This is a genomic window from Thiomonas arsenitoxydans (assembly GCF_000253115.1).
Taxonomy (GTDB): Bacteria; Pseudomonadota; Gammaproteobacteria; order Burkholderiales; family Burkholderiaceae_C; genus Thiomonas; species Thiomonas arsenitoxydans.
The window spans coordinates 1,995,424-2,020,989 of sequence record NC_014145.1; the positions used below are offsets into that span (position 1 = coordinate 1,995,424).

Annotated in this window: 31 protein-coding genes; 8 read left to right on the forward strand and 23 right to left on the reverse strand. The window is 61.9% G+C overall.

The features are described from left to right. Positions 1–76 precede the first annotated feature (76 nt). The 5 genes from THI_RS09325 to THI_RS09345 form a co-directional block, all read right to left on the reverse strand. Positions 77–544, reverse strand: a complete 468-nt coding sequence (locus tag THI_RS09325; RefSeq protein WP_013106003.1) for a group II truncated hemoglobin — start codon at positions 542–544, stop codon at positions 77–79. A gap of 133 nt (positions 545–677) precedes the next feature. Further along, on the reverse strand, positions 678–3,206 hold the full coding sequence (locus tag THI_RS09330; RefSeq protein WP_013106004.1) for an ABC transporter permease: 2,529 nt from the start codon (positions 3,204–3,206) through the stop codon (positions 678–680). A 108-nt stretch (positions 3,207–3,314) separates the two neighbouring features. Continuing rightward, on the reverse strand, positions 3,315–5,573 hold the full coding sequence (locus THI_RS09335; protein ID WP_013106005.1) for a nitric oxide reductase activation protein NorD: 2,259 nt from the start codon (positions 5,571–5,573) through the stop codon (positions 3,315–3,317). Between the two features lie 25 nt (positions 5,574–5,598). Further along, entirely contained in the window at positions 5,599–6,405 is an 807-nt protein-coding gene (locus THI_RS09340; RefSeq protein ID WP_013106006.1) for a CbbQ/NirQ/NorQ/GpvN family protein, read from the reverse strand. Between the two features lie 78 nt (positions 6,406–6,483). Then, entirely contained in the window at positions 6,484–7,869 is a 1,386-nt protein-coding gene (locus THI_RS09345) for a ribulose-bisphosphate carboxylase (protein ID WP_013106007.1), read from the reverse strand. Positions 7,870–7,986: 117 nt separating this feature from the next. Here THI_RS09345 and THI_RS09350 point away from each other — a divergent pair, with 117 nt between their 5' ends. The 3 genes from THI_RS09350 (at position 7,987) to THI_RS18825 (ending at position 10,873) form a co-directional block, all read left to right on the forward strand. Further along, complete coding sequence (locus THI_RS09350) at positions 7,987–8,910, forward strand: LysR family transcriptional regulator (RefSeq protein WP_013106008.1); 924 nt, start codon at positions 7,987–7,989, stop codon at positions 8,908–8,910. A 177-nt stretch (positions 8,911–9,087) separates the two neighbouring features. Next, positions 9,088–10,131: a tyrosine-type recombinase/integrase gene (locus tag THI_RS09355; protein ID WP_013106009.1), complete on the forward strand. Its 1,044-nt coding sequence runs from the start codon at positions 9,088–9,090 to the stop codon at positions 10,129–10,131. A 37-nt stretch (positions 10,132–10,168) separates the two neighbouring features. Beyond that, positions 10,169–10,873, forward strand: a complete 705-nt coding sequence (locus THI_RS18825) for a hypothetical protein (RefSeq protein ID WP_013106010.1) — start codon at positions 10,169–10,171, stop codon at positions 10,871–10,873. A 154-nt stretch (positions 10,874–11,027) separates the two neighbouring features. Here the strand turns inward: THI_RS18825 and THI_RS09360 are convergent, their stop codons facing one another. Next, complete coding sequence (locus THI_RS09360) at positions 11,028–11,393, reverse strand: hypothetical protein (protein WP_013106011.1); 366 nt, start codon at positions 11,391–11,393, stop codon at positions 11,028–11,030. 38 nt (positions 11,394–11,431) lie between these two features. Continuing rightward, on the reverse strand, positions 11,432–11,725 hold the full coding sequence (locus THI_RS18445) for a hypothetical protein (RefSeq protein WP_013106012.1): 294 nt from the start codon (positions 11,723–11,725) through the stop codon (positions 11,432–11,434). Between the two features lie 177 nt (positions 11,726–11,902). On the opposite strand from THI_RS18445, the gene THI_RS09365 reads away from it, so the two are divergent. Genes THI_RS09365 through THI_RS09375 form a run of 3 tightly spaced genes read left to right on the forward strand, consistent with a single transcriptional unit; the run spans position 11,903 to position 13,477 of the window. After that, positions 11,903–12,544, forward strand: coding sequence for an AAA family ATPase (locus THI_RS09365; protein WP_013106013.1), 642 nt, complete (start codon positions 11,903–11,905; stop codon positions 12,542–12,544). A 39-nt stretch (positions 12,545–12,583) separates the two neighbouring features. Then, a complete protein-coding gene (locus tag THI_RS09370) occupies positions 12,584–12,853 on the forward strand; it encodes a CopG family ribbon-helix-helix protein (RefSeq protein WP_013106014.1) in 270 nt (89 codons plus the stop codon). A gap of 33 nt (positions 12,854–12,886) precedes the next feature. Continuing rightward, positions 12,887–13,477, forward strand: coding sequence for a hypothetical protein (locus THI_RS09375; RefSeq protein ID WP_013106015.1), 591 nt, complete (start codon positions 12,887–12,889; stop codon positions 13,475–13,477). A gap of 47 nt (positions 13,478–13,524) precedes the next feature. Here THI_RS09375 and THI_RS18830 read toward each other — a convergent pair whose 3' ends face one another. The 11 genes from THI_RS18830 to THI_RS18835 all read right to left on the reverse strand — a co-directional run bounded on the left by THI_RS18830 (position 13,525) and on the right by THI_RS18835 (position 18,127). Further along, the gene (locus THI_RS18830) at positions 13,525–13,701 is read right to left on the reverse strand and encodes a hypothetical protein (protein ID WP_013106016.1); all 177 of its coding nucleotides are present in this window, start codon (positions 13,699–13,701) and stop codon (positions 13,525–13,527) included. 2 nt (positions 13,702–13,703) lie between these two features. Beyond that, the gene (locus THI_RS09380) at positions 13,704–14,018 is read right to left on the reverse strand and encodes a hypothetical protein (RefSeq protein ID WP_041608972.1); all 315 of its coding nucleotides are present in this window, start codon (positions 14,016–14,018) and stop codon (positions 13,704–13,706) included. A gap of 11 nt (positions 14,019–14,029) precedes the next feature. Then, positions 14,030–14,521 (reverse strand): outer membrane lipoprotein, encoded by a 492-nt coding sequence (locus THI_RS09385; RefSeq protein ID WP_013106018.1) that lies wholly within the window; start codon positions 14,519–14,521, stop codon positions 14,030–14,032. 92 nt (positions 14,522–14,613) lie between these two features. Then, the gene (locus THI_RS09390) at positions 14,614–15,057 is read right to left on the reverse strand and encodes a DUF6573 family protein (protein ID WP_013106019.1); all 444 of its coding nucleotides are present in this window, start codon (positions 15,055–15,057) and stop codon (positions 14,614–14,616) included. A 48-nt stretch (positions 15,058–15,105) separates the two neighbouring features. Further along, positions 15,106–15,345: a hypothetical protein gene (locus THI_RS09395; RefSeq protein ID WP_013106020.1), complete on the reverse strand. Its 240-nt coding sequence runs from the start codon at positions 15,343–15,345 to the stop codon at positions 15,106–15,108. A gap of 640 nt (positions 15,346–15,985) precedes the next feature. Continuing rightward, positions 15,986–16,231 (reverse strand): hypothetical protein, encoded by a 246-nt coding sequence (locus THI_RS09400; RefSeq protein WP_013106022.1) that lies wholly within the window; start codon positions 16,229–16,231, stop codon positions 15,986–15,988. Between the two features lies 1 nt (position 16,232). After that, complete coding sequence (locus THI_RS09405; protein ID WP_013106023.1) at positions 16,233–16,445, reverse strand: hypothetical protein; 213 nt, start codon at positions 16,443–16,445, stop codon at positions 16,233–16,235. Then, positions 16,442–16,693, reverse strand: a complete 252-nt coding sequence (locus tag THI_RS09410; protein ID WP_013106024.1) for a hypothetical protein — start codon at positions 16,691–16,693, stop codon at positions 16,442–16,444. The genes THI_RS09405 and THI_RS09410 overlap by 4 nt, the downstream gene beginning before the upstream one ends. A gap of 2 nt (positions 16,694–16,695) precedes the next feature. After that, positions 16,696–17,274: a hypothetical protein gene (locus THI_RS09415; RefSeq protein WP_013106025.1), complete on the reverse strand. Its 579-nt coding sequence runs from the start codon at positions 17,272–17,274 to the stop codon at positions 16,696–16,698. 70 nt (positions 17,275–17,344) lie between these two features. Next, a complete protein-coding gene (locus THI_RS18100; protein WP_013106026.1) occupies positions 17,345–17,830 on the reverse strand; it encodes a hypothetical protein in 486 nt (161 codons plus the stop codon). Between the two features lie 120 nt (positions 17,831–17,950). Then, on the reverse strand, positions 17,951–18,127 hold the full coding sequence (locus THI_RS18835; protein WP_013106027.1) for a hypothetical protein: 177 nt from the start codon (positions 18,125–18,127) through the stop codon (positions 17,951–17,953). A 470-nt stretch (positions 18,128–18,597) separates the two neighbouring features. Here THI_RS18835 and THI_RS09425 point away from each other — a divergent pair, with 470 nt between their 5' ends. Both THI_RS09425 and THI_RS18450 read left to right on the forward strand, forming a co-directional pair. Continuing rightward, the gene (locus THI_RS09425; RefSeq protein WP_013106028.1) at positions 18,598–19,524 is read left to right on the forward strand and encodes a retron St85 family effector protein; all 927 of its coding nucleotides are present in this window, start codon (positions 18,598–18,600) and stop codon (positions 19,522–19,524) included. 22 nt (positions 19,525–19,546) lie between these two features. Then, on the forward strand, positions 19,547–20,428 hold the full coding sequence (locus THI_RS18450; RefSeq protein ID WP_269450361.1) for a retron St85 family RNA-directed DNA polymerase: 882 nt from the start codon (positions 19,547–19,549) through the stop codon (positions 20,426–20,428). A gap of 58 nt (positions 20,429–20,486) precedes the next feature. Here THI_RS18450 and THI_RS09435 read toward each other — a convergent pair whose 3' ends face one another. The 5 genes from THI_RS09435 to THI_RS09455 all read right to left on the reverse strand — a co-directional run bounded on the left by THI_RS09435 (position 20,487) and on the right by THI_RS09455 (position 25,566). Then, the gene (locus THI_RS09435; protein WP_013106030.1) at positions 20,487–21,407 is read right to left on the reverse strand and encodes a hypothetical protein; all 921 of its coding nucleotides are present in this window, start codon (positions 21,405–21,407) and stop codon (positions 20,487–20,489) included. Positions 21,408–22,371: 964 nt separating this feature from the next. Next, entirely contained in the window at positions 22,372–22,614 is a 243-nt protein-coding gene (locus THI_RS09440) for a hypothetical protein (protein ID WP_013106031.1), read from the reverse strand. A 23-nt stretch (positions 22,615–22,637) separates the two neighbouring features. Continuing rightward, positions 22,638–23,381: a MobC family replication-relaxation protein gene (gene mobC, locus THI_RS09445; protein WP_013106032.1), complete on the reverse strand. Its 744-nt coding sequence runs from the start codon at positions 23,379–23,381 to the stop codon at positions 22,638–22,640. Positions 23,382–23,575: 194 nt separating this feature from the next. Then, positions 23,576–25,210: a type IV secretory system conjugative DNA transfer family protein gene (locus tag THI_RS09450; protein ID WP_013106033.1), complete on the reverse strand. Its 1,635-nt coding sequence runs from the start codon at positions 25,208–25,210 to the stop codon at positions 23,576–23,578. Beyond that, the gene (locus tag THI_RS09455; RefSeq protein ID WP_013106034.1) at positions 25,207–25,566 is read right to left on the reverse strand and encodes a hypothetical protein; all 360 of its coding nucleotides are present in this window, start codon (positions 25,564–25,566) and stop codon (positions 25,207–25,209) included. The genes THI_RS09450 and THI_RS09455 overlap by 4 nt, the downstream gene beginning before the upstream one ends.

Sequence of the window (25,566 nt, forward strand, 5' to 3'; positions counted from 1 at the left end):
ACAATGCTTAAAACAAGCCCGCGATTTGAGAGCGAAGTTGAGAGCACAGAGCGGCGGGCTCATTGGGGCAAAGCGGTCAACCATGCACCACATTGCCCGCCGGCATATTGCCGGGCTCGGCTTTGTTGCGCATCCAGTCGGCCGTACCGGCGAAGGCTTCGTGCAACTGGCGGCGCAGTGTGTCGTCCATCTCGACTTCGTTGAGGGTCTGCACCATACAGGCCATCCACTCGTCGCGCTCCTTGGTGCCGATGGCGTAGGGAAAGTGGCGCATCCGCAGGCGCGGATGCCCATATTGCGGGGAATACAGATCGGGCCCGCCCAGCCAGCCGCTGAGAAACAGGTAGAGCTTCTCCCGCGTTTCTTCGGAATTCGTGGGATGCATGGCCCGCAGATCGGCATATTGCGGCTCCAGATCCATCAAGTCGTAGAAATGATCGACCAACCGACGCACACCCTCCGCGCCGCCGAGGCGCTGATAAGGCGTGCTGGAAACCGGCTGGGGGACAGGTGCGGCGGGCGTGATGGCGATGGTTTCTGACATGGAGCGGAGCAGTTTGCAAACAAGGCTGAAACAAAAGAACCGCGATTATGGGAGATGCGCCCCGGCAGAACTTGCCTCAGGTCAATCTGCAATCAATCGTCCCGCAAAGCGGCAAAAGATTTTCAGCTCATTTTCAAGTCAAGGTGCGCAAACTCTGACCCGGCGCCCGGCGCAGCACATCGCGCAGACTCCACCACCCGGCCGCCATCGCCAGCATGGAGGCCGCCAGCATGGCCGCGGGCCAGAGCCACCACGGCGGCTGCCAGGGAAACAGAAACACCCAGTGCGCCAGCGCGGCGCTCACCCCCGCCGCCCCAGCGGCGCCGAGCAGTCCGGCCAGCGCGCCGACCCACATCATTTCCACCAAGGCCATACGCCGCAGCAACTGCGAAGAGGCGCCCAGGGCGCGCCACACCGCCATTTCGCGCGAGCGGTCCTGCCGCGACAACGCCAGCGAAGCGGCGAGCACCGCCAGCCCGGCCGCCAGGGCGAACAAAAACAAAAACTGCACCGCAGTGATGACCTGCTCGACCAGCTTGCGCAAATGCGCGAGCAGGCTGCCGACATCGACCACGGTGAGATTGGGAAACTGCCGCACCAGGGTGTCGTCCATGCGCTGCGCATCTCCGGGGGCGCGATAGGCGGCCAGATAGGTCACGGGCTGATTTTTCAGCAGGGCCTGCGGCAGCAGCACAAAGAAGTTGGCATGCATGGAGCTCCAGTCGACATGCCGCACGCTGGTGATGGGTGCGGTCACGCGCTGTCCCGCAATGTCGAAAGTCAGGGTGTCGCCGAGTTTGAAGCCCAGGGTTTTGGCGATGCCCTGCTCCACCGACAGGCCTTTGGCATCGGGCCCGCCGGTATCGTTCCAGTCGCCTGCGACCAGGGTATTGGCCTTGGGCAGGGTGGCGCTGGCTGAAAGATTGAATTCGCGGTCGATCAGGTCGCGGGCGCGGATGCTGTCGTAGTCGCGTCCAAAGACCGGCTTTTCGTTGATGGCCACCAGACGGCCGCGCAGCATGGGATACCAGTCTTCGTGGTTCACGCCATCGCGGCGCAGCGCGGCCAGAAAATCCTGGCTCTGCGCGGGTTGGATGTTGATGACAAAGCGATCGGGCGCGTTGGCGGGTATGGAGGCACGCCAGGCGTCGATCAGACTGGTGCGCATGAGCACCAGCAACACCAGCGCGAGCAAACCCAGACTCAGCGCCGTGATCTGAATCACCGCGCTCCACGGCCGGGTGGCCAACTGACGCGCCGCCATATGCATCAAACCGCCGGCGGCGACGGATGACGCCGCATGGCCGCGTATCCAGCGCCGCAAACCCCGCATCATCAGCCAGGCCAGCAAGGCGAACACCAGCGTCAGGCCGATGAAACCACCCGCGGCAATCAGCCCCAGGCGAAGGTCGCCGGCCTGCAGCCAAAGCAACAGGCCGAATGCCCCCACACCTGCCAGCACCGTGATGAACGGCGCGGACTGCAGGCGGCCCAGACTGCGGCGCAACACCGCCAGGGGCGGTACGCGCGCCAACTGCAGAATCGAGGGCAGGCCAAAGGCCAGCAGCAGCACCATGCCCGTCGCCCCGGCGAACAACGCGGGCGCCCAACCGGGCGCGGGCAGCTCGCGCACCTGAACCTGTATCAGCCCGTGCAGCAGCCCGATCATCGCCGCCTGCACCGCCAGGCCGAGCAACACCCCCAGCGCCGCCGCAAAGCCGCCCAGCCAGACAAACTCGGCAGCGTAGCGACGGAGCAAAACACCCTGACGCAGCCCCAAAGCCTTGAATACCGCGCAGGGCTGCAAACGTCGGCGCGCAAAGTCGCGGGCCGACTGCGCCACCGCCACAGCGGCCATGAGCGCGGTGATCAGCGCCACCAGATGCAGAAAATCAGAGGCGCGCTTGAGCGTCTGTTCTTGCGCCGGGCCGCTGTCGGCCACGGTTTCCACCCGCATGCCGCGCGCGGAGGTTTGGCGAATCTGCTCCTGCGCCCACTTGGCGTAGGCAGCTGCTGCCTGCGACGGCCCAGACAGCGCGAGGCGATAAGTCACCCGGCTGGCGGGCTGGATCAGCCCGGTAGCAGGCAAATCGGCGCGATTCATCATCACCCGCGGGGCGAAATTGATGAAGCCCGCGCCGGTATCGGGCTCGCGCACCAGAATGGCCGCGATGCGCAACCGCGCATTGCCCAACTGCAACAGATCACCCACCTGCAGCCGCAGAGCGCCAAGCACACTGGCATTCACCCAGACCGTACCGGGCTCGGGCGGCCCGCTGCGCGACACTTCCGGGGCCTGCAGCCCGTCGCGCAGCACCACCTGCGCGATCAAGGGGTAATGCGCGCCCACCGCCTTGAGCGAGACCAGCCGGGTGCGGTCACCCGTGACGTCGAGCGCCATGCTGGGAAACACCGCCGTCTGCATAGAGCGCAGTCCCTGCGCCTGCGCGTGCTGCAAATACAGCGGTTTCAGCGGATGATCGCTGACGATCACCACGTCGCCACCGATCAACTGCGCAGCATCACGCACCAGCGCGCCCTGCAGCCGCTGGGCCACGAAGCCCACGGCCGACAACGCGGCCACGGCCAGCACCAGCGAGAAGAACAAGAGCCGCAGTTCGCCGCTGCGCCAGTCACGCCAAAGCTGTCGCAAGGATTGCATAGAGAGATAGACCGTGGAGTGAATAAGCGGGGTGGAAAGAAGCCGTATTGTCCACAGCCCCCCATCTCTGTGCCGGGGCGAGGGTTTGAAACCGCTGAGGAACGCGCGCTACTTGGTCAGCGCCAGGAACACTTCCGGCAATCTCTCGGGCAGGCGCTCGATGTTGTCGATCACGGTGTAGCGGCGGCCAAAAATGTCGGACACATAGGCATCGGCGCGCGGGTCGAGGCTGATGCAGTAAGTGAAAAGACCGTTGCGTTCGAGCTCTCGCACCGCCTGGCGGGCGTCTTCGATGAGCAGGCGCTCGTCTTGCACGTCGATATCGGCGGGTTCGCCGTCGGTGAGGATGAGCAGCAGCTTTTTGTCGCTCTTGCGCGCGCGCAGCGAGTGGGCGGCGTGCCGCAGCGCCGCCCCCATGCGGGTGGAATAGTTGGCCTGCATCGCCGCGAGACGCGCCTTGACTTCATCGCCCCACGGCTCGCCAAAGCCCTTGAAGTGCTGGTAGCGCACCTCGTGCCGGGTGTTGGACTGAAAACCGGCGATGGCCAGCGGATCGCCCAGGCGGTCTATCGCCCAGGCGAGCAGCGAGACGGCTTCCTGCGAGAGTTCGAGGATGGTCTGGTCTGATCCTTTCACCTTGTCGTTGAGCGAGGCGGAGAGATCGAGCAGCAGGGTCACGGCAATATCGCGCCCGTTGGTGCGGTGGCTCAGATTGATGCGCGGATCAGGGTTGGAGCCTGCCTTGAAATCGATCAGCGAACGAATGGCCACGTCGAGATCGAGTTCGCTGCCGTCCTCCTGATAACGAATGCGCACTTTGTCCTGCGGCTTGAGCAATTCCAGCATTCTTTGCAGGCGCTTCGCCAGCGGGGCGTGCTTTTGCAGCAAGCGGTCGATGTCGCCCGCCTGTGCAGACGGATGCAAACCCTCGTACACGCTGACCCAGTCGGGCCGATAGGTTTGGCTGTGATAGTCCCATTCGGGATAGTGCCGCGGCGGCAGGCGCGGCAAGTCGTCCTGCGCATCGTTGCGGCGGGTTTCGTCGAAGCGCTCTTCCTCGTCCCCTTGTTCGATGAAGCGCCAAAGATGCCGGTTGTCGTCGCGGTAGTCGATAACGGTGTTTTCGAAGTGCACTTTGGCAAACTGGTCGCTCTGGCGGCGGGTTTTCGCCACATAGGCCAGAGCCAGCGCGGCGATGTCTCGGGTGGATGAGGTGCCCTGCGCCATCAGCGCGTGAAAGCGGGCAACGAAGGTATTCAGATCGGCGTCGCGGTAGCCGTGCTCGGGATCGAGCAACGCCCGCGACAACATCGCCAGACGGTGGCGCAGACAGGACGTGGTGGCGGGATCGCAGGCGTCTTCGACAGGCCGGGGATGCAGGGCGAGAAACAGCCGCCGCAGTCCGGCGTATTCGCGGATCAGCAGGGTTTCAACCCGGCAGTCCTCGAAAAACTCGACCGCCATGCGCTGAAACGGGCTCCAGTTGTCGGCAATCTGCGGGGTGGACCAGCGGCGGTGGCCGACCATGTGGGCGAGCATCGCCCGGTAACGATCGAGGCCCGAGACGCCAGAAGCATCGTCTTGCACATCAGGCAGACGAATGCCCAGCGGGTCGTAATAGGGAACCGGCTTGCGCAGTTCGTCGAAGGCGGTGGAGTAAGGAATCAGCAGATCGCCGTCCCGCCACAAGGCGCGCAGATACAGATCGAGATGGCGCTCTACATCCACCAGCAGCGTGCCGTGGCGCTCGCGCTGCAGCACGGCGCGCGCGTCGGCCGATTGCAGGCTGAAGTAATCTTTTTGCCGTTCGGGATGGGTGGCATAGTTGCGCACGCCGTAATCGACCCAGCGGCGCAAGCCGCCGATGTCGAGCTGGGCCAGCAAGGTCGGCGCCTGATTGAAAAAGTCCGGCAGCCCCGGACTGGGATAGGTGGTGTGAAAGCCGTGGATGGAGCGCGTGGTGCGCGCCATCAGGTCGAGCGTGAGATCGAGATAGTGCTGGAGTTGCTCGCCCGCTTGCAGGCGCTGCGCCACGGGGGCCAGGGTCTGCAAAAAGGGCGTGATGGCCCGACCGTTGGGCGATTTTTGCAGCCCTTGCACCACGGCCATCACGGGCGCCAGCAGGTCTTCACCCACGGCGCGGGCGGTGGACGGCCAGGCTTCCAGAAAGGCCAGCAAAGGCTCGGCGCCCCGCCCAAGTTTGCCGATGATGCGGCCCGCTTCGAGGAAGGCGCTCAGTCCATCGGGTGTGAGCGCGCCTTGGGCATCAGCCATGCAGGCCGGGAAGATGGCCTCCACGAGAGGAAAGCGCGTGTCGAGCTGCGCCCAACTGGCGCGTATCGAATCGTCCGTCAGGGCGTCACTCATCATGGTTCGGCTTGGTTTGCCGCACTCAGGCGAAAGTCACGTCGATAGCGTGATCGAGCGTCTGGCGAATGTCGGCATCGTCGGTGATGGGGCGCACCAGCGCCATGCGGCAGGCGTCTCCTGCATCAACGCCGTCGCGGATCAACTGCGCGGCGTACACCATAAGGCGTGTGGAAATGCCCTCGTCGAGACCGTGCCCCTTGAGATTGCGCGCGGCGTGGCCGATTTTCACCAGCTTGGCGGCCGTCTCGGCGTCGAGGCCGCTTTCCTTGCACAGAATGGTGGTTTCGAGCCCGGCCTCGGGGTAGTCGAAATCGAAGGCGGTGAAGCGCTGTTTGGTGGACTGCTTCAGATCCTTCATCAGCGACTGATAGCCCGGGTTATACGAAATCACCAACTGAAAATCGGGATGCGCCTGAATCAGCTCGCCCTTCTTGTCGAGCGGCAGGGTGCGGCGATGGTCGGTCAGCGGGTGGATGACCACGGTGGTGTCCTGACGCGCCTCGACAATTTCGTCGAGGTAGCAGATCGCGCCGATGCGCGCGGCGGTGGTCAGCGGCCCATCGAGCCAGCGCGTGCCGCCGCCTTCGAGCAGATAACGTCCGACCAGATCGCTCGCCGTCATGTCTTCATTGCAGGCCACGGTGATGAGCGGCTTGCCCAGCCGCCACGCCATGTGCTCGACAAAGCGCGATTTGCCGCATCCCGTCGGCCCCTTGACCATGACCGGCAAGCGATTGCGGTAGGCGGCCTCAAACAAGGCCACCTCGCGGCCCTGCGGCTGGTAATAGGGCTCTGCTTGAACCCGGTACTGCTGCGCGTCAATGCTCATGCATCCACCTCCAAAACAACACGCCCCCGTGAAACCGGGGGCGCTGAAACCTTCAAAAACGACGTCGTCAGGAGCGGCTTACTTGTGGACGCCCAGTTTGTCGCGCCAGCCCGGGAAGAGCTTGTCGGCATCGCCCGGGAAGGATTCGAATGCGCGCGCGAACTCTATGTGCTCCTTGGCGTACTCGATCGGATCGGCTCCGGCCTTCCAGCACTCATAGGCCTGGCGCAGCGACTTGGCGCCAGCTGCCGGCGAGTCGATATGGCCGTAGGAGCCGCCGCCCGCGGTGTTGATCACGTTGCCGTGGCCCAGGTTCTCGAAGAAGCCGGGCAGGCGCAGCGCGTTCATGCCGCCGGAAATGATGGGGGTGGTGGGCTTCATGCCGTACCACTTTTGATAATAGACCGGGCCTTGGCACTCGTCGCGCTCGATCATGTAGGCGATGTTGCGGTCGTCGCCCTCGCCTTCCATCTTGCCGTAACCCATGGTGCCGACGTGGATGCCGGAGGCGCCTTGCAGGCGGCTCATCTTGGCCAGCACAAAGGCGGTGTAGCCGCGCTTGGAACTGGGCGAGGTGATGGCGCCGTGACCCGCACGGTGATAGTGCAAGTACTGGTTCGGATACTGGCGACGCGCGGTGGTGACCATGCCGGGGCCGCCCACGTAGCCGTCCACCAGGAAGGCCAGCTTGTCAGCATCGGGACCGAAGACTTCCAGCGCGAAGTCCGCGCGGGCGCACATCTCGTGATAGTCGTCCGCGGTGATGTTCATGGAGAACAGCTTGGCCTCGCCAGTCTCGTCTTGCGCGCGTTTCATGGCGTCGTAGACCAGCGGAATCACCTTTTTCACCGGGGCGAATACCTGATTGCCCTGCGGCTCGTCGTTCTTGATGAAATCGCCCCCCAGCCAGAACTGATAGGCCGCCTGGGCAAATGGCTCCGGGCGCAGACCCAACTTGGGCTTGATGATGGTGCCGGCGATATAGCCGCCGTCCTTGATCGGCCGACCCAGAATGCGCCACAGGTTGGAGATGTCGGTGGCCGGGCCGTCGAACATCTGGATCGCGCGCTCGGGCACATAGAAATCGATCATCTTGCCGTACTCGACATCGCCCATGCCCTGGTTGTTGCCGATCACCAGCGTGAGGAAGGACACGATCATGAAGCGGCCGTCGATCACATTCCGATCGAACAGTTCGATCGGATAGGCGATGCGCATGTCTTCCGTGGCTTCATCGATGAAATAAACCAGGGCATCGACCCCCTTGGTGAAATCGTCCGTCGTGCTGACTTCCACATTGGTGCCGGTGGACGATTCGGCCGCAAAGTGCGCCGCCGTCGCCAGATAGTCATAGCCCGCTTTGGGCTTCATTTTGTAGGCAACAAGGATGTGCTTGCCACCGGCGATCAGATCCGATTCCTTGAGATCGAGATTGGCGTAGCGGCTGGATTGATCGTGAGCCATGTCGTTCCTCTGTGCGTTGGCCTTTGTCGGCCGGGTGGGTTGAAAAAAATCAACTATAGGATCGCTTAGTTCATAAGGTAAACTAAGACTTTTTTGCAGTTAGAGAATTTTTCACTGATGATCAGAATCACCTTCCGGCAACTCGAAATTCTCCAGGCTGTAGCGGACTGCGGCAGTTTTTCGCGCGCCAGCGAAAAGCTACATCTCACCCAGCCTGCTGTTTCGATGCAGATCAAACAATTGGAGAATTTGCTCGATATGCCCCTGTTCGAGCATGCGGGCAAAAAAATCCGACTCACCGAAGCTGGCAACGTCGCCCTGCGCAGCGCCGGAATCGTCACCCGCGAACTGAACGACCTCGAACAGTCTCTGGCCAACTTGAAAGGACTCAGAGGCGGCGTGCTGACGGTGTCTGTCGCCAGCACGGCCAGCGTATTTGCCGCTCGCCTTATGGCGCTGTTTCGACGCCAGTTTCCAGACGTCGAGGTCAGCCTGAATGTCGTCAACCGCGAAACCCTGCTGCGTCACTTAACCGAGAACGTCAGCGATCTCGCGCTGATGGGCACGCCGCCCGAGGGATATCAACTCAGCGCGCAGCCCTTCATGGACAACCCGCTGGTCATCATCGCCGCCCCCGACCACCCGCTCGCCAGAAAACGCGCAATCCCCCTAAAGCGCCTGCTCGAAGAGCCCCTGGTCGTGCGGGAACCCGCATCAGGCACCCGCGGCGCCCTGGAGAACTTCATCCGAGAACGACAGTTACCGTTCAAGCCGACCATGGAAATGAACAAAAACGAGGCGATCAAACACGCCGTCGAAGCCGGTCTGGGCGTGGGATTGGTCTCGCTGCACACGGTGCAGGCGGAACTCACCTCTGGCCAGTTGAGCGTTCTCGACGTCGAAGGTTTTCCGCTCAAGCGCCAGTGGTTTCTGGTGCAACGCGACGGCAAACGACTCAGCCCCGCCGCCCAAGCCTTCGCCGAACTCGTGCTAAGTAAAGGGCCAAGCATCATGGCAGCCGCAGAAACAAAAACGGGTTAGCGAAATCGCTAACCCGTTGATTTTATTGGCGGAGTGGACGGGACTCGAACCCGCGACCCCCGGCGTGACAGGTCTAAATACAGTATGCTTGGAACCCGCGTAAATGCTTGATTCCAACACCTCAATGCATGCATTTGGGGGAATCTAGGGGGAATCGGCCATTCTTTGGGAACATCCATGGCCTACATCGAAAAACGAAAAAACGGATACCGTGCGCAGGTGCGCAAGCGCGGCTTGCCGTCGATCAGCCGCACCTTTGACCTGCTCGCCGACGCAGAAGCTTGGGCGCGGGAAATCGAGCGGGAAGCACAGCGAGGCAACGTTGCCGTGCTACGACAAGATGCGCAGCGGGTGACAGTCGCCGAAGCGATGGATCGCTACCTTGCCGGGCCGGTGCAGGCCATGAAGTCGGCGAAGGATGTTCGCACGCGCCTCGGCAAGGCACGCGAGCGCTTCGGCGCTCACTACTTGTCCAATGTGCGAGGGGTGGACGTGTCGGCCTGGCGCGATGATCTGCTTCAGGAAGGGCTGGCACCGCAGACCGTTATTCACCACATCAACGCGTTCTCCGCCCTCTTTTCGTTCGTCGAGAAGGATTTGAGCATCGATTTGCCCGCAGGCAACCCGGCGAGCAAGGTGCGCAAACCAGCCGCGCCGCCAGCGCGGGATCGTCGGCTGCGAGCAGGCGAAGTCGATGCGCTGCTGGCCGCTGCCGCGCAGGCGCGTGCGGTTGGGCTTCGACAGATCATCATTCTTGCCGTCGAGACTTCGATGCGCCTTGGGGAACTGCTCGGGCTAGAGTGGTCGCGTATCGACTTGGCCAGGCGCACGGCGCACCTGGTGGACACCAAAAACGGCAGCGCCCGCACGGTGGCGCTGTCCAGCGCGGCGGCGGCGGCGCTGCAAAGCCTGCCTCGTCGCCTCGATGGGCGAGTGTTTGGCTGGCAAGCCAAGGACTCTTTTGAAAAGACGTGGCAGCGATGCATCGCCCGCGCCAAGGCTGCCCATGACGAAGATTGCGCCAGGAATTGCAAAAAGCCCGATCCGGCATTCATGGATGGGTTGCACTTCCATGACCTGCGCCACGAAGCCACGTCGCGCTTGTTCGAGAAGGGTTTGGGCATCATGGAAGTGGCGAGCATGACGGGGCACAAGAGCCTGAGCATGCTCAAGCGGTACACGCACATCGAGGCGGAAAAGCTGGCGAAGAAGTTGGGGTAGGTGACCTGCCACAAGTTTTGCCAACATTATCCTCACCATGGCCCGAGATGCCACAAAAATGAATAAAAATAGATTTTTTGAACTATATTATCCATACCTACCATCGTTAATCACTATAATTGGCGCCATTCTTATGGCCGCTGGATTATTGATAAATGATTCCACTGCGCGTTTCATTGGAGCACTATTTGCAGCCGCGGGAACATTTTGGTCTGGACACCGCCAGATAAAATCCAGCGCCGAAGCAAGGATGCGCAATGAGAAAATTTTAGAACTTTCTGAGAAATTGAGAGAAGCGCTCACGGGTGGCAATTCATTTTGCTACGGTACGTTGCTTTATGCTGGTCCAGGTCGTTTTTTATGGTCATTTTTACATGTCGGGGAATCGCCGCTATATGACACTCAGGTACGCATATGCGATCTGCGAAAACAAGATCAGATTCTAGATACAACGCTGCATCTTGGAACTTTGTTCCCAGGGCGAAGCCACTTCGACTATAGCGGCAAACTGAACTCCAGCATCGAGCACGGAACGCACATTCAAGCCTTTAATCTATTTTTTGTAGCCAGAAATGGAAGCTGGACCCAGGAGATTCGCTGGAATGAAATAAAGGGCGGCGGAATAGCGGTTGCGAATCGTGTTATTCGTGACGGAACGGCGCTTAATACACCACTTCTCCTCCAAATATCTCCCGACTACCAAGGTCAAACCCCAGCAGATAAAGCGTGGCCCGCAGGTTAGCAATTGCGGATTCGAGCACGAAGCGCGGTTGGAGAGCGAGAACCCCCTTCGGAGCCGGGCCGGGGGTGTCTGAAGCCCCCTGCCCGGTGGTGGCGGCCCGCTGGCCGCCGCCAGGGTTGCCCCTGGTTCTGCTCGCGCGGGGAGTCTGCACTGATCAGGCTGCCTTTTTCGTTGGGGCTTTTGCCTCACTCTCCGCCGCTTTGGCTTTCTCCGCTGCGGCTAGGGCGTCCATGTGCTCTTGCATGATTTCCTTGAGCGCTTGAGGCACAAAGCGCCCGAGTACATCGCGCATCAACGGCTGATAGCCAACCTTGTGATGATTCGCAATGATCTTGTACTGTTCAATGAGTTGCTTCGGCAATCGAATCGAGATTGATTGCAGGCCCAGTGCTTCGTCGAGAGACTTGGATGCGTCCTCACCGGAATTCTGGGCATTGACGAGGCTCGCTCCGAGGGCGCGCGTATCCCATGCGTCGTTATCCAGCTTGGGGCGTGCCGGAGCCTTGGTTGCGGTTGCCATGTTTTCTCCTTGTGTGTGTGTTTACTAGAAATATTCAGTCAGCGTGTTGATGCTTTGTCGCGATAGATGTCAATTTCAGTCCGGTTTGGCTCGTAGGCAGTCTTAAGTTGAATAGTTGGGCCGTTTTGGACAAACACAATCTTGAGTAGGCGTCCTCGATTCGTTCTCGCCAAAAACCATTGCGTGGGCGGATCAGTGCGATGTTGCTCTCGATCATCGGTGAGCAATCCTCCATCCCTGCTGAGAAAGCACTGTTCGATCTCCTTCCGTTCAACAAAGTGCTTTTTCTCGATCTTTGCAAGAACTTCCGGGGTGATGAGCAGAGCTTCCATGGGCGTCTCTTTCTTGACATGAGAGTTGAATCATAGTCGATCTGTATATACAGACAATCTGTCCGGTCTTCATGCGTGCGGTTGCGCAACACAAGCCGTGGAATTTGTGCGAAGCCTATTGCAATCATCCTTTTGTACGATCACAATAATCTCTGTTTAATATTAAACGGAGATGTTATGATCGTTTGCGTGGGGAACACAAAGGGCGGCGTGGGAAAGACGACGCTCGCCGTGAATTTGGCGATTGCTCGGGCGCTCACTGGGCGCGATGTGTGGCTGATCGACGGCGACCGACAAGGCACGGCGCAGACGGCCATCAGCATCAGGGCAGAGGGTGGGCACAGCCCAGGCATTGCCTGCTCGCAGTATTCAGACGGGCCGACGCTACGGGCGCAGGTGCAGCAGCAGGGGCGCAAGTTTGACGACATCATCATCGACGCTGGCGGGCGGGATTCCACGGCGCTGCGTGCCGCCTTGGTGCTGGCCGATGTGCTGGTGGTGCCATTCCAGCCTCGGTCCTACGACGTTTGGGCACTCGCCGACATCGCCGGTCTGGTTGATGAGGCGCGCAGCGTGCGAGATGGGCTGCGGGCGTTCGCGGTCTTGAACTGTGCCGATCCGGGGGAGAGTTCGGCGGATAACCTGGAAGCTGCGGCAGCGGTCGCCGATGTGCCGCAATTCAAGTACCTGGCGACACCCCTGCGGCGGCGCAAGGCTTACGCGAATGCGGCGGGCTCGGGGCTGTCGGTGCTGGAAGCCAAGCCGGTTGATCGCAAGGCCGTCGATGAGCTGCAAGCCCTCGTCAACGCATTGTTTTAATATCAATCCGAGATTGAAAAAGACTGAAAGGACAATGCAATGGCGATTGTGAAACCGAAGGGCAAGGCATCAGTGGTGGATGCGTTTATCGGCGGGGCGCCCGATGCGGCGCCTGCGCCGAAGGTGGTCAAGGGCGTGATGCTAGGCAATAAGCGTCAGATCACGTTGACCATCGCACCAGAGCTGCTGGCCAGGGTAGACGCGCTGGCCGGGCAGATCGGCCAGTCAAGGGCGGCAGTCATCAATCTGGCGATTCGTCAGGCGGTCGAGCGCGGGCTGACGATCGAGGGGCTAACCAAGGCATCGTGACGCTACAGTGCAGTTAGCCGGAGGAGTTCGCCCATGACTTTTTTTGAAACATACGGGAAAGAGATTTTTTCTTTGCTCGTGCCTGTGGTGACGTTTTTACTCAACCGCCACTTCAAATCCAAGGCAAGGCTTTTGGTGGCTTTGCCTCATCAGTTCACTTTCTTGGTGCAACAACCGCTCTTGAATGAGAAGGGCGAAGTAATTTCCCAAACACAAACCGTCAAGACCAACTCGTTTATCGTCCGCAATGCTGGGCGAGAGTCCGCAACCAAGGTTGAACTCGTCTTCAACTGGAAGCCTATGTGCCTCAATCTCTGGCCGGTCCGTCATTACGAAGAGCACGTTGAATCAGATAAGCGCTACGTTCTGATTTTTGACAACCTTGCGCCTGGCGAGGCACTTGGCCTTGAGGTGATGTCGGTCAACATCGACTTACCAAGTCTCGTGAATGTTCGGAGCGAGCAGTGCATCGCACAGAACATCAACATGTACCCCCAGCCTGTTGTTAGCAATGCTGTTCGCGTCGCAGCAACGGGATTCATGGCCCTTGGGCTCGGCGCGGCTGTCTATCTTGCGATCATTCTGGTGCAATTTCTTGTCCTCCGCACGCCGTTTGGGCACTAAATAAAAAGCCGGGCACACAGCCCGGCAAGCGACGCCAGGATAAACAGTTATCCGCGCCGAGTGCGCAGCAGCTTGGCTGCAATCCAGACTGCCGCCAAGCCAACGGCGGCGGCGAGGACGGCCGTACCGACGCTCAGGTAATGGAACAGCTTGAAGATGGCTGCATAGATCAGCCCATGGATCAGCGAGCTGACGATCATGTTTGCGATGTCGAAGTGATGCATGGTCAGCCCTCCCCGCGCAGTTTGTCGCGCAGCTCGATCAGGGCCAGCCAGGCGGCCACGCCACCAGCGGCTCCGGCCAGCGCCCAGAGCGGGCCGCCGGCCATGGCGCCTGCGATGGCGCCCAGCAGGGCAAACCAGAAGGCGGGTAGGCGCAGGGCTTTGATGAGCAGCAGGGCCGCGCCCTTCTTCAGGGCCACCCAGAACAGCAGTCCCGCCATGGCGCCCAGAAGCGCCCATGCAGGGCCTGCGAAAGCGCCGACAAGAACAAGGCCCAGCAAGGCGAACAGCAGTTCGGCTTTGAAAATCCGCGAACGCATGGCGGCCTCCTTCAACCCAGCGGCAAGGCCCGAGCCTTGCCGGTGCGGTCCATCAGGACTTGCACGCGCTCGCCCACGTTGAGCTGCACGTCAGCCGCCTGGGTGATGGCGAGCATCCGGCCGTCATCGAGCTTGACGGTCACGAGCAAGCCCGATTCCTTGGCGGCGGCGCCTTCGAGCGCCTGGCCGCCCATCAGGCCAGCCAGGGCGCCCGCGATGGTGGCGAGCTTCTGCCCTGTGCCGTTGCCGATCTGGTGGCCGATGGCGCCGCCCGCCAGGGCGCCGCCGAGCGCCCCAGCGCCGGAGCCTTGCCCGGCGATGACGACGGCGTGCACGGCAAGCACGGTCCCGAGCTGGACACTCTGCACGGATTGCGCACCCTGCATGGTGTAGCCCTGGGCGCTGGCCTGGGGCGTGCCGGTGCCCATAAGGGGATTGGTGGCGCAGCCGCCGAGCATCGCTACGGCGAGCGCTGCGGCAGCGAGGGAAAGGGTTTTCTTCATGTTGAGACTCCAAGGAGACGCGGCCCACGTCGAACCGCATGGGTATTCAGCGGGCGGCGAAATGCCCCGGCACAAAGCCGGGGGCTGGGGGGTCAGTCTTCGCTGGGAAGCATCACCGTGATGCAGGGCCGCCCGTTGTCGCTTGGGCCGACGATGAACTTGAGTGTCACTTTGCGGGGCTGGACGCCCCGGCCTGCCGTGGGCGTGCGCAACAGGCTGAAATAAAGAGGCTGCTGGCTGGCGTCCAGGCCGCGATGCAGTGCCTGGCGAACCGCGATGCTGAGCATCCACACCACGTCCCACAGCCTGCCCGATTCGCTCTGGCCGGCGTAGCCCTTGCGTGCTTCGGTTTGGTCTGTCCATTCCACACAATCGGCCCATGCGGCGCTGGTCAGCGCCACGGGCCAGACAATGCCGGCCTCGCGGGCGGTGGTGGATACGTCGATCAGTTGCCCGTCCTCGATCGCTTGCGCGCGGGTGTAGACGTGAATGGGTTCGCCGAAGATTTCTTGCATGGTGGCGGTCGTTGTTTGCATGGTGGTTGCTCCTGGAATTGGCCCGGCCAACGAGCCGGGCGGGTATGGTTAGCCGGTGATGTGCACGGGGTAGAGGGTGACGCCCTGCGGACCTGCGCGCATGACCCAGCGCCCAGCCCGCCCGTACAAGCTGGTCAAGCGGTAATCCTTCGGGGTTGCGGCCCATTCGGCCCAGCTCATCAGCACCAGTTTTGGCTCGGTGTTCACCCCCTCATTAGGAGTGAGGGCCTGCGTGGACGGGGCGGCGCTCTGCGCGGTGCGGGGGGTGTTGAGGGTTGCTGTGTGCATGCTGGTTCTCCGGGGTGGTTCAGGTTCTCATCGGTCGGTCGGGCACTCACCCAACGACCTTTCAAGCCGGTGCCTGACACGACCGAAGGGAGTGACTGGCATGAAGGGCGGCAAGGGGCATGACAGGCGCAGGTTCATCGCGCCTGGCGTGACACTTGCAGAGGGCTTTAGCCCGACCCTGAAAGGCGCAGAAAGTCGCGTGCCCGACCGACCGATGAGAACCGCCCGGCGGACTCGCACGCGGCGAGTCTCACCCGCACCATGCGAAGCAAAGCCCCGTTGGCGCCGCGCAGCGGCGTTGCCTCGCCCGCGTGCGGGCGCTGTATGGGGTGTGGCCCCGTCGCAGACGGGGGGCTTTCGGCCTGGCGCTGCGCGCCTGGCCTGCCGTTGGTGTTTGGCACTGGTGCGCTTGCGCACGGGTGCTGCAGTGGCCTTTGCGATAGGGATGGAAGCCGGTAGGCCGAGACCCGCAGGGGCTCGGGGCGCAGCCCGACAGCCCGGCCATCGCCCACAAAATCATCACTGTCATGTGCAACCTCGCAAAGCCTTGCCGCACAAGGAAAACGCACCGCACCATCCCCAGCCTTACCCACAGAATCTGTGGACAAGATCGCGATGGCGGCGCAAGCCGCTATCGCGGTTAGGTGTTGGTGTCGTGATCTGCAGGCGTGTCAGGCAATCGCTCGGCCCAGCGTTCCCGGATCACCTCACTGGGTGCCGCGTGCGGCCCCAGAGATTCCAGAAAATCCACTTCCGCCCGCAACACCTCGCGCAGGTCGGCTGGCAAAGCCAGCACGGCGCGCAAGACGCCGAGCGGATACGCCTCGCCGGGTGCGCAGGCGATGCGATGGCCGCGCAGCCGCAGAATGCGGCCTGCAAGGACCAATCTATACGCTGCGCGGGGATTCATCGCGCCAGCGCCGGCGTAGCTCGGCGCGTATTTTGCGCAGCGCCCGCCAGTCACTCGGGGTTGCGGACACATACACCGGGCCCATGGGCGTGGAGATCACCCAGTGCCCGCCCCGCGTCGGGCGGACCTGGGCCTGCGGAAACTCCTCCAAGAGTTGCCGCAGGGGCTTCTTCATGCGCGGCGCAATCATGCGGCACTCTCCTGCCCAGAAACCCGAGCCTGCGCCAGGGCGAGCGCGGCATCCAGGATGCGCTCAGGGGCGCAGCCGCACATGCAGGTCAGCGTGTAGCGGCCCTGGCTCAGTATGACTTCCAGGCTCGCGGCGCTTGCGCCCGCGTGGCTCGGGCACTGCATCAACCAATGCCCGGAGTCGATGGCTTCGGCGGCGTGCATCAGGGCCAACAGCGCAGCCCCGTCTGTTTGGATCAGGGGCCGCATGGTCAGAAGCTCACGCCGTAGGTCAGGCCAAAGCGGTCCTGGCTGGGCAGCGCTCCATCATCGATGTGCTGGTAAGCCAGGCGCACGGTGCCGCCGTCGATCTCGAAAAGATCGAGGCCGATGCCGGCGGCGGCGTAGCGCCCGCCGAGCAGGCCAGTCGAATGACCGAGCTTGAGCGTGCTGTCCAGCGCCACGGCGGGCGCGATGGCGTAGGCGGCGCGCAGCACGCCGGCGACGTGGCGGGCCGTATAGCCCGCATCTTTCCACCGGCCGGCTTCGGCCCCGGCCTCCAGGCGCCATGCGTCGGCCGGGTCGGTCATGCGGTACAGGCCAAGACCGAAGGTCTGCCCGGCCTGGTCGCCAGACCGCAGGCCCTGCACGATGGCCAAGCGGGCGACCAGCGGCAAAGCCGCTGGGTCGGTCGCTGACACGGCGGCGTGCAGGGTGACCAGCGGCTGGTCGCCGACACCGGCGATGTGGCCGATGGCTGTGCCGCCGGACAAATCGAGCTGAGCCGCATGCGCTGCGCCGCAGGCGAGCAGCGCGGCGGTGGCGATAAGGGTATGGAGTTGCTTTTTCATGGAGTTGCCTTTCAGGTTGCGCAGGGGCAAAACGCCCCCGCTGTACGTATTCAGCGGCTGGCGAAATGCCTCAGATCGGGGCGACCAGTTGCAGACCGATGAAGCCCGAACCGCTTTGAGTGTTTGGAACCGCCAGCAGATTGATGCCAAAGCCTTGCGCGGTGCGCAGGCGCAGCACTGCGCCTGCCGCTAGCGGTTCGCATGGCACCTCGGAGCGGTGATAGCCTGAGACCAGGCCAGCGGCGAGGCCCGCGCTGGCCGTCAGGCCGCCGGGTAGATCAAGCCGCATGGGCGTCCAGACGCCCAGCGCGTAGGCGCTGGTGCGTCGGTAGCTGTTGCGGTAGAAGCCCACGGCAGCGCCCCAGTCCGGGCTGGCCTGGTATTCCAGGCCCAGCCCCGGATTGACCTGGTTCAACTCACGTCGCGCCCACGCTTCGGTGTGGACGCTGGCGAGGTTGAGATCGAGCGAGAGCCGCGACGCCGGTGCGTCGGCGGCGTGTGCTGCGGTGGTGATGGCCAGCAGCGACGCTGCGGCCAGGGTTTTCAGGTGAGACATGCAAGGCTCCAAGTGAGTGGACTTGCATCTCTTCAGCAGGTGGCGAAATGGGTCAGCTCGCCGGTGCCGGTGAGGCAGAAAAAACCCCGCCGAAGCGGGGTGTAGTGAAGTGGCTGGCGTCTAGCGGTTGCTGCGAAGCCAGCGAACTGCGCTGACTGCCGCGAGGAATGCGAGAGTGCCGCTGGCCGTCCAGTAGGTGGCGAAATGCAGCGCCGTGATGTAGGCGATTGCCGCGACGCCGCCCGCGATCCAGAGGGAGAGAGGGGCTTCGTGCTGAACGTCAAGATGTTGTTGCATATCGATCTCCTGATGCCGGTGCCTCCGGCGTGGTCTGGGCGGGTTGCCCTCAAAAAACGAGCTTTTCTCCCGTGGGCTTTGAGCGGCAGGCAACGTGCCAGGCTTGCCCTGGCGCGAGGCGTGCCAGCGCTTGCACGGGGGAAAAGTCGGGGCAACCTGCACAGGCCACGCTTGCCCGCTGGGGAGATATGCATCAGGTCGAGATGCAGGGGGCGAGCCTGGCCGCTTGGGCATTCTGAGGAGGTGCGCACCGATTGACGCATTCTTTCGACCTGTATACGATGCGTCGTCCTTACGCGCTTCTACGTTTCGGGTTACGTAGAAAATGTCGGGCGTTTCGCCAGACTCGTATTGATTGGGTGCATTTACCGCTGCGAAACCGGATTCGGGTTTTCCTGCGGGCACTCGGAAAACCCGAATCCGGTTTCGCAGCGCATTTCTGGTAAGGACTCTTTGAAGAACGAGATCAGATGAGGGAAGCTCTTCTCGAAAAAATTGATCTTCCCGCATCACGCTTGAAGCCCTATCAGGGCTTCATTTTTTTGTGCGGCGGACCAACAGATATTTGCTCCACAAAACCAACATCAATTCGCGATGCTATTCACCGGGAACTCGTGAAAGATCGCGAAATAGATCGCCGCATACGTCTTGCAGAGGACTACAAAGACTGGTCACACGAAGCGGTCTATCGGGATCTAGTGTCTTTCGAACGCCATCTCGCCGAACTGTCCTCAGTTATTGTCCTGGTGCTTGAAAGTCCTGGCTCCATTGCTGAACTTGGTTTGTTTTCAGTGATTGATGAGTTCAAGAAAAAGCTTCTAGTCTTTGTCGACACGGTTCACTACCAAAGCGACTCCTTCATTAAGCTAGGCCCGATCGACTACTTGGAGAAGGTTTACGACAACAATGCTGAATGCCATCGGTGGATGCAACGCACCGGTTCACGAACCACCTTTGATCCATCTGCTGCCGAACAGCTTCAGCCGGAGTTAGCAGACGCAGTCCGAGCGCGCGCAGCGAAGCCAACTCCGGAACGCGGCTTTAATCCAACAAACTGGCTTGATGGTGCTCTACTTGTCTGTGATCTACTGAGTCTTTGCTCCGCACTCACCCTTCGGGAGCTTCGCCAGTTGTTGGGCGACATAGGCTGTGCGCGAACTGAGACCGAGGTCAAGCAGCTTCTGTTTTTACTCCAGCGCGTCGGCCTGATCGCGATGGAGCCGAAGGGCGATCAGCGCTTCTACGTCGGCATTGAAGACAGGCAGTTTGTTCACTTTGATCTTCGCGACAAAACCTTTGACGTAATGCGCTTTCGGTCGGACCTTTTGACACATTACGAAAAGGACGATAAGAAGCGCTTCCGTGCGATTCAGGAAGTCAGGAGCCGCCGTGCTTAGTCAAGCCGACATTCTCCAGCGTATGGCTGCCGACCTTGCGATGCTTCCATCGCACTTGGCGAAGATCATTCAAACGGCCCCACTGCGATACAAGCTTTTCGAAATCCAGAAGAAATCTGGCGGCAGGCGCGAAGTTGCCCAACCGGCGCGTGAGGTAAAGGCAATTCAGCGATGGTTAATTCGAGAACTGGGTCCACGCCTGCCGGTACATGAGTGCGCAACCGCGTATCGTGAAGGTTCGTCGATCAGAAAAAACGCTGAGGCACACGCAAGCAGTCGCTACATGCTAAAGCTGGACTTCACAAACTTCTTTCCATCAATTGTTCGAAGCGATCTACATGCCCACCTTGATCGTCACTGCTCCGACTATCTTGATCCCTCTGCTCGAAAGCTAATTGCGCACGTAAGTTGTTGGGCTCGCCACCGAGAGCCACCGTTACGGCTCTGCATTGGTGCGCCTAGCTCACCGCTACTTTCAAATAGTTTGATGTTCGAGTTTGACAACCGCCTTGCTGCCGTAGCCAAGGATGATGGTGTCGTTTACACGCGCTACGCTGATGACATTACCCTCTCTTCGCGGGACCGAGGCAAGATCGACCGCTACACGGAGATAGTGCAGACTCTGCTAGAGAGTCTGCAGTACCCCAAGCTCACTCTTAATGAAGGCAAGACTGTGCTCGCGTCTCGGGCAGGCAAGCGGGTCGTAACTGGACTGATCTTGACTCCAGAGGGCAGTGTGTCGATCGGCCGCGACAGGAAAAGGCTCATACGGGCGATGTATCACCGCAGCCTCACCAAGCAGCTTGACTCCAAGGAGACTCAGGTACTTGCGGGACTCATCGCGTTTGCAGATAGCATCGAACCAGGCTTTTCTCAGCGACTAAAGGGCTCTGTTCGACCATAGCCCAATCATCATTCGACCCGCGCTTGGCCATCACGCCCTGCTGTCCACGGGCGGGGGCTCAGCGCCGTGCGCCCGGAGCCGCCCCCGGCGCAGCCGGGGTGGACGCAGACCACTGCGGCACCATGGCCGACGGCATCGCCGCGGCCTGGGGCTTAATGTAGAAGTCCAACGTTGGGGCGTGGGCTGCCTGCGTGGCCGCAGTGGTGTCCAGCACGGACTCGATGCTGTGCAGGCCAGCGGCAAGCGTCACGCTGGCTGAACCGACCTGCGCGGGCGCGTCAGCGGACCACAGCGCGTTGAAATTCCGCTTGAGAGAAAACAGCGGATCAGCACGCCCGTCGAGCATCACACGAGCAGTCGCCGAAGCATTGCCTGCAAGGTTGGCAGTGATGAGATAACTGCCGGTCGCGGGTGCGTTGAAGTCGAAGGAATAGGCAAGCCGAACCGGCTTGCCTGCGGTCACAAAATTCGCCATGCTGGTCGGCACTGCGCCAGAAAAACTCGCCGTCGGTGACGAATTGATGACCGTGCCGACGGTCTGACCTGCAAGGGTCGTCGGGTCTTGCCCCTGTGCTGCAGCGACGGTTTGGACAGTCAGTTGCCAGGCCCCGGACTTCATCTGGCTTGCGGGTGCTGGCAGGGCCGGAAGCTCCACCTGCAGCGGGGCAGTGGGCGCGGTTGTGGTGGCGCTCGTGACGGCTGACTGGGGCTGCACCGGGGCGGGCGCCGGGGTCCGCAGAACTGCGGGCGCTGGCTGTGGCGGCGGTGTGATAACCCGATGCGCTGATTCGATCTGGGCGGGCGTCGGATGCCCGGCCAGCAGCCCGCTGATCAGCGCCACGGCGAGCAAAAGGATGAAGGCACCGCCGGCATACAGCAGCCGGGGAGACACGCCGAATCTCTCGGCGATTGGGTTGATGCGCTCTACGGCGAGCGCCCGGATGTGGTCGATGGTGTCGGAGATTTTGTCTTGAGACATGGTGAGGTTCCTTCCGTTGACATTGAGCGCGGCACATGCCGCTATTGCTATTCAGCGGGTGGCGAAATGCGCCGCGCATGCGGCTGGTCTTGGCCGCGAGCGGCTCTTACTCCGCGCATGCGGGTGGGTTGGGCCGACTATCGAGGCGGCTTGCTTGGTGCCGTTCCGCTTGCGGACGGCTTGCTGTTCGGGGAGCCAAGCCAGCCAAGATGCGCGCTGTGCGCGCTTACTTGGCTTGGACTTGGGGCGCGTCCGTTCAGGACGCCGCCCCCTGAGTGCCCGGCGGTTCGCGCCGAGCAAGGCCCGGGGCAAGCAGCCGACATGACAGACCCGCAGGGGCTGGCGTGGCGGGTGCTGCCCTGGGCCGCGCCGAGGCCGACCGCCGTGGACACGAGGGGCGGGGGGAGCCGACATCATGACGCGCGGACGGGATGTGGCTTGACAAGCGACAGCGCAGTCGAGCCCCCATCCCGCCAGCGACATGATGTTGGGGGGCTTGCCCCGGGCTGCAGCGTAGGTCCCGACTGGCCCGCTTGCGGGCGTGACGGGAGTCTCGGGCTGGCGGGGAGTGGCCGTGGCCACGAGCCGACAGTCTGAGACCGGAGGGGCTTCCTCATGCCCCGGAGCCCCTGACGACGCAGTCGGCAGGGCGAGTCTGTTCCCGCGCCGCGCAGCGGGGTGGGAACAGACTCGCCCTGCCGCAGGCGGGGGTGCAGCCCCTCTTTTGACTTACCCGAAGTAAGCCCTCCCGCAGGGAGGGGCCGCCAGGCGCCCGTCCAGGGCCGTCTTCGGGGCAGTTGCGCTGCTCATCGCGCGTTGCGCCGACGATTCGCGCCGTGCGTATCGCGCCGAGGTGACGACACGAGCGGACGGGCGACGCTTGCGCATGGGTGCGGCGCGAAGCGTGCAGGCGCTCGCAGGACACGCTGCAAACAAAGTGTGTGACAAGCGTCACACACGGCGTTTACAGAGCGGCGCTGTCCAGGCGCTGCGGCGTGGCCTGGGGCGGCGTCGCGGCGGCAAGCTCGGCACGGGCCGACTTGACGGCAGTGGCGAGGGCGCGGGCGCAGACTTCAGCCGTGTCGAACTCGAAGCCTGCGGCTCCGGCGTCGATGCGCAGGGCGTCGATCTGAGCAAGCAGGTCGGCATCTACCCGCACGCTGAGCGTGCGGGTCTTAACTTGGTTTTTCGCTTTCAGGATTGCCATGGTGATGCTCCTTTCGGTGGGGGTCAGGCGAGGGATTCTGTAAACATGTTGTATAGACAGAAGCGGAAATTCTGGTGATGCTTGGCGGGGTCGATCAGGGTGTCAATCCCCGCGATGCGCACGCGATTGACACCCAAGACCATGGCCTGCACGCGCTCCATCGTGTTGGCCTCGGGAAACGTCCAGACCACACGTTGCCACTTGCCTTGATGCATCGCGTTCAGGTGACCTTCGACGATGGCGGCATAGCGTTTCGGCGACTTGATCGACCGCTCGGCCTCGATGGCGATGCGCAGGCCGTCGCAGGTCAGGAGCACAGCGTCGGGCTTCTTCTCGCCTTGCTTGACTGCTGCAAGCCGGTCGCCATTGACCCATTGCTTGACCTGGCCGCTGGCGGTGGCCTCGATGCGCAGTCGCTGGATGTCCAGCGTGTGCTGCAAGAACATCACACTGAACCGCGCGGGGTCAAACTGGCGGTCGATGACCTTCTCTGTGGCTGGGTCGAAGGCGTGCGCCTGGCCCAGCGTCGTGATGCCGACGATGGTGATGCTCTGCAGGCCCTCGAACAACTGGATGGGCCAGCGTTTGATGAGTCCGGCGGCTTCCAGGGGTGCGAGCGTCTGGCGGGCGGCACGCTCGCCGACGCCCATGACCAGGCCGGCGACTTTCGGGGTGGTGTATAGCTCTTCGCGTAAAAAACGCAGCAGCAGGCGGCGCTTTTCGGCGGCCCGCGCGAAGCGCTGGGCGTGGTTGGTGATGATGGGCATGGAAGCTCCTTTTGTTTGCAGGTTGTGGACGCGGTGTAAACACCACACCACTATTCAGCGGGTGGCGAAATGCAGAAATGCACGGCGGGGGGGGGGGCGGGGAACCCGCCGCCTACCGGCGGCTGCGGTGGCGGCGTGCCCCGCTGCTACCGCAGCTCGGGGGAGTTGGTCTGCAAGGCTGTAGCGGGCGCCGGTCAGCGCGGGCGGCTCAGGTCGCGCAGGAGGTCGCTCAAATCGTTGGCCGTGGTGCGCGTGGGCTCGGGGGGCGCTTCGTTCTCCACTGCATCCGCCTCGGCCTGGCGCTCATCCGGCTGCTCATGGTCATCGTCAGCCGCGACGATGGGGGCGTCTGTTTCGGGCTGCGGGGCCTGCGGCTCGGCGCCCGGCTCTGGCACGATCACGGGCGCGGGCGTCGGGCCAGAGCGCAGCCACCTCGTGGACAAAAAGCTCGCCGGCCCGCGCCCGATGATGACGCCGACGCTGGCCTCACCAGACTCGGGCTTGGGCAGGTGGGTGAAGATGTGGCCGGGCATGTGTGACGACTTCTCCATGCGCCGGCTGACGGACTCGCCCTGCGAACTGCGGGTGATAGATGTGGTCTCCGAGCTGGCTTGGCCGGTGATCGCCTCCAGCTCGCGGGCCGTGGCGGCGTCAAGCATTTTGTAAACAAATTTCAAACCGCTGTTGCCCCAAATCGCCCCTCTGACTGCCTTGGGGTTCAACCCTGGGCAGTCGTCGAGGTCGCCGAGACTTTGGTGAGCAAAAATCAAATGCGCATTTCTGTCTCTGATGGTGCCGGCGGCTCGCAGGGCAGCGGGGGACAAGAGATATTTCAGCTCGTCCAAAAACGCGGTGACCGGCCTCGATTGCTCGGGTCGCTCCTCCAAAATTTGCAGCACGCGCTGCAGGATCAACTTCTGTGCCGCCACAATCTCAAGGCGAGTGGTCGATCCCATGATGTAGATGACGCCAGGCTTACTGAGCGCGGCGGCCAGGTCGAAGCCGCCGGAGGGCACGTGCAGCGCCCTCACCCGCCCGAGCTGCCGCAGCTCACGCCAGAGGTTTTCCTTTTCTGTCACCCGCTCGTCCCCGCTGGCGGTGGCGATCAGGGCCTGGATGTCCGCGCCCTCCATCGCCGATTGGGCAATCCAGCTCGTGGCCTCGCGGTCGCCCCCCCTATAAAAATCTACCCCTGCGTCCCCAGTTTTTCCTAATTCGAGCCCGACTTGAAGCAGTTCTTCCACCTGGTCTGGGCGGCATCCAAAGAAGGGGTTGATCTGAGGCCCAGCTTGCGGGCGCAGGTCTATGACATGCACGGGGAAACCGTGCCGCTGGCCCATCCGAGCCAGCGTGCCGGGGAGCATGCGGTCCGGTTTTGGATCAAACACCACGACCGTTTCACCCGCCGCCGCGAGCTGGGATAACAAAACCCCTGCCAACGACGATTTACCGACTCCACTCTCTCCCAAAATCTCAATGTGATTCTTGTCGATGACGTGCTGCGGGTAATAGACGGGTTTTCGATTACCATCGAGGCCAAGGAAAATCCCTTTTTTCAGGTTGATGTAATGCTCGGGGTCAAAGCCTTTTGCCAGTTTCTTGAGGTTGGCGGCGTCGGTTTTGACATCTGCGACGGAAGATTTAACCCCGCCGCGATAGGTCAGGGCATCCCACGCAAAATACAGGGCGAGAATAAATCCGCCGATAGCAGTTAATGACGATGCAGCCGGGTGATTGAATATTTGCAGCAGTTTGGCGGCGAGATAAGCTGCGCCGAAAATCAAAATGAAATTCCGGGCTGCGGTGAAAATTCGAGATAGGAAGTTCATTCTTCGGCCTCCCGGCGACGGAACACCCCAGCCAAGACGGCCATAGCGGCCATTGCAGGGGCGAACGCGCCTGCGGCAAGGGCTACCCATGTTGCGCCCCAATCAAACCCGCCCTGCGCCTCTTGGATGCGCTGATAATAATCGACTGCAATGGATAACCAGTTGCCAAGGCCCATAAAATAATCGGGGGCGATGCGGAATAATACAGAGCCGACGATATAGGCAATTGCGGGTTCCAGCAGGTGAGAATATGAGAGATAAAACAAGCCGCCTGCGATACCGCCGAGAATAAACACCCCGAAAATCACTTTTATTTTCCAGTGCAAAAGTTTTACTTGATCGTATTTGTCGAACAT

Bases quoted from the DNA above. Each gene is read 5' to 3' on its own strand.
- THI_RS09360 (WP_013106011.1), bottom strand. From the start codon at position 11,393: ATGGCAACCGCAACCAAGGCTCCGGCACGCCCCAAGCTGGATAACGAC.
- THI_RS09440 (WP_013106031.1), bottom strand. From the start codon at position 22,614: ATGGCAATCCTGAAAGCGAAAAACCAAGTTAAGACCCGCACGCTCAGC.
- THI_RS09405 (WP_013106023.1), bottom strand. From the start codon at position 16,445: ATGATTGCGCCGCGCATGAAGAAGCCCCTGCGGCAACTCTTGGAGGAG.
- THI_RS09350 (WP_013106008.1), top strand. From the start codon at position 7,987: ATGATCAGAATCACCTTCCGGCAACTCGAAATTCTCCAGGCTGTAGCG.
- THI_RS09375 (WP_013106015.1), top strand. From the start codon at position 12,887: ATGACTTTTTTTGAAACATACGGGAAAGAGATTTTTTCTTTGCTCGTG.
- THI_RS09425 (WP_013106028.1), top strand. From the start codon at position 18,598: ATGAGGGAAGCTCTTCTCGAAAAAATTGATCTTCCCGCATCACGCTTG.
- THI_RS09340 (WP_013106006.1), bottom strand. From the start codon at position 6,405: ATGAGCATTGACGCGCAGCAGTACCGGGTTCAAGCAGAGCCCTATTAC.
- THI_RS09395 (WP_013106020.1), bottom strand. From the start codon at position 15,345: ATGCACACAGCAACCCTCAACACCCCCCGCACCGCGCAGAGCGCCGCC.
- THI_RS09435 (WP_013106030.1), bottom strand. From the start codon at position 21,407: ATGTCTCAAGACAAAATCTCCGACACCATCGACCACATCCGGGCGCTC.
- THI_RS09345 (WP_013106007.1), bottom strand. From the start codon at position 7,869: ATGGCTCACGATCAATCCAGCCGCTACGCCAATCTCGATCTCAAGGAA.
- THI_RS09390 (WP_013106019.1), bottom strand. From the start codon at position 15,057: ATGCAAACAACGACCGCCACCATGCAAGAAATCTTCGGCGAACCCATT.
- THI_RS09385 (WP_013106018.1), bottom strand. From the start codon at position 14,521: ATGAAGAAAACCCTTTCCCTCGCTGCCGCAGCGCTCGCCGTAGCGATG.
- THI_RS09330 (WP_013106004.1), bottom strand. From the start codon at position 3,206: ATGCAATCCTTGCGACAGCTTTGGCGTGACTGGCGCAGCGGCGAACTG.
- THI_RS09355 (WP_013106009.1), top strand. From the start codon at position 9,088: ATGGCCTACATCGAAAAACGAAAAAACGGATACCGTGCGCAGGTGCGC.
- THI_RS18825 (WP_013106010.1), top strand. From the start codon at position 10,169: ATGGCCCGAGATGCCACAAAAATGAATAAAAATAGATTTTTTGAACTA.
- THI_RS09450 (WP_013106033.1), bottom strand. From the start codon at position 25,210: ATGAACTTCCTATCTCGAATTTTCACCGCAGCCCGGAATTTCATTTTG.
- THI_RS09365 (WP_013106013.1), top strand. From the start codon at position 11,903: ATGATCGTTTGCGTGGGGAACACAAAGGGCGGCGTGGGAAAGACGACG.
- THI_RS18835 (WP_013106027.1), bottom strand. From the start codon at position 18,127: ATGCAACAACATCTTGACGTTCAGCACGAAGCCCCTCTCTCCCTCTGG.
- THI_RS09410 (WP_013106024.1), bottom strand. From the start codon at position 16,693: ATGCGGCCCCTGATCCAAACAGACGGGGCTGCGCTGTTGGCCCTGATG.
- THI_RS09380 (WP_041608972.1), bottom strand. From the start codon at position 14,018: ATGCGTTCGCGGATTTTCAAAGCCGAACTGCTGTTCGCCTTGCTGGGC.
- THI_RS18100 (WP_013106026.1), bottom strand. From the start codon at position 17,830: ATGTCTCACCTGAAAACCCTGGCCGCAGCGTCGCTGCTGGCCATCACC.
- THI_RS18445 (WP_013106012.1), bottom strand. From the start codon at position 11,725: ATGGAAGCTCTGCTCATCACCCCGGAAGTTCTTGCAAAGATCGAGAAA.
- THI_RS09325 (WP_013106003.1), bottom strand. From the start codon at position 544: ATGTCAGAAACCATCGCCATCACGCCCGCCGCACCTGTCCCCCAGCCG.
- THI_RS09455 (WP_013106034.1), bottom strand. From the start codon at position 25,566: ATGTTCGACAAATACGATCAAGTAAAACTTTTGCACTGGAAAATAAAA.
- mobC (WP_013106032.1), bottom strand. From the start codon at position 23,381: ATGCCCATCATCACCAACCACGCCCAGCGCTTCGCGCGGGCCGCCGAA.
- THI_RS18450 (WP_269450361.1), top strand. From the start codon at position 19,547: ATGGCTGCCGACCTTGCGATGCTTCCATCGCACTTGGCGAAGATCATT.
- THI_RS09335 (WP_013106005.1), bottom strand. From the start codon at position 5,573: ATGAGTGACGCCCTGACGGACGATTCGATACGCGCCAGTTGGGCGCAG.
- THI_RS18830 (WP_013106016.1), bottom strand. From the start codon at position 13,701: ATGCATCACTTCGACATCGCAAACATGATCGTCAGCTCGCTGATCCAT.
- THI_RS09415 (WP_013106025.1), bottom strand. From the start codon at position 17,274: ATGAAAAAGCAACTCCATACCCTTATCGCCACCGCCGCGCTGCTCGCC.
- THI_RS09370 (WP_013106014.1), top strand. From the start codon at position 12,584: ATGGCGATTGTGAAACCGAAGGGCAAGGCATCAGTGGTGGATGCGTTT.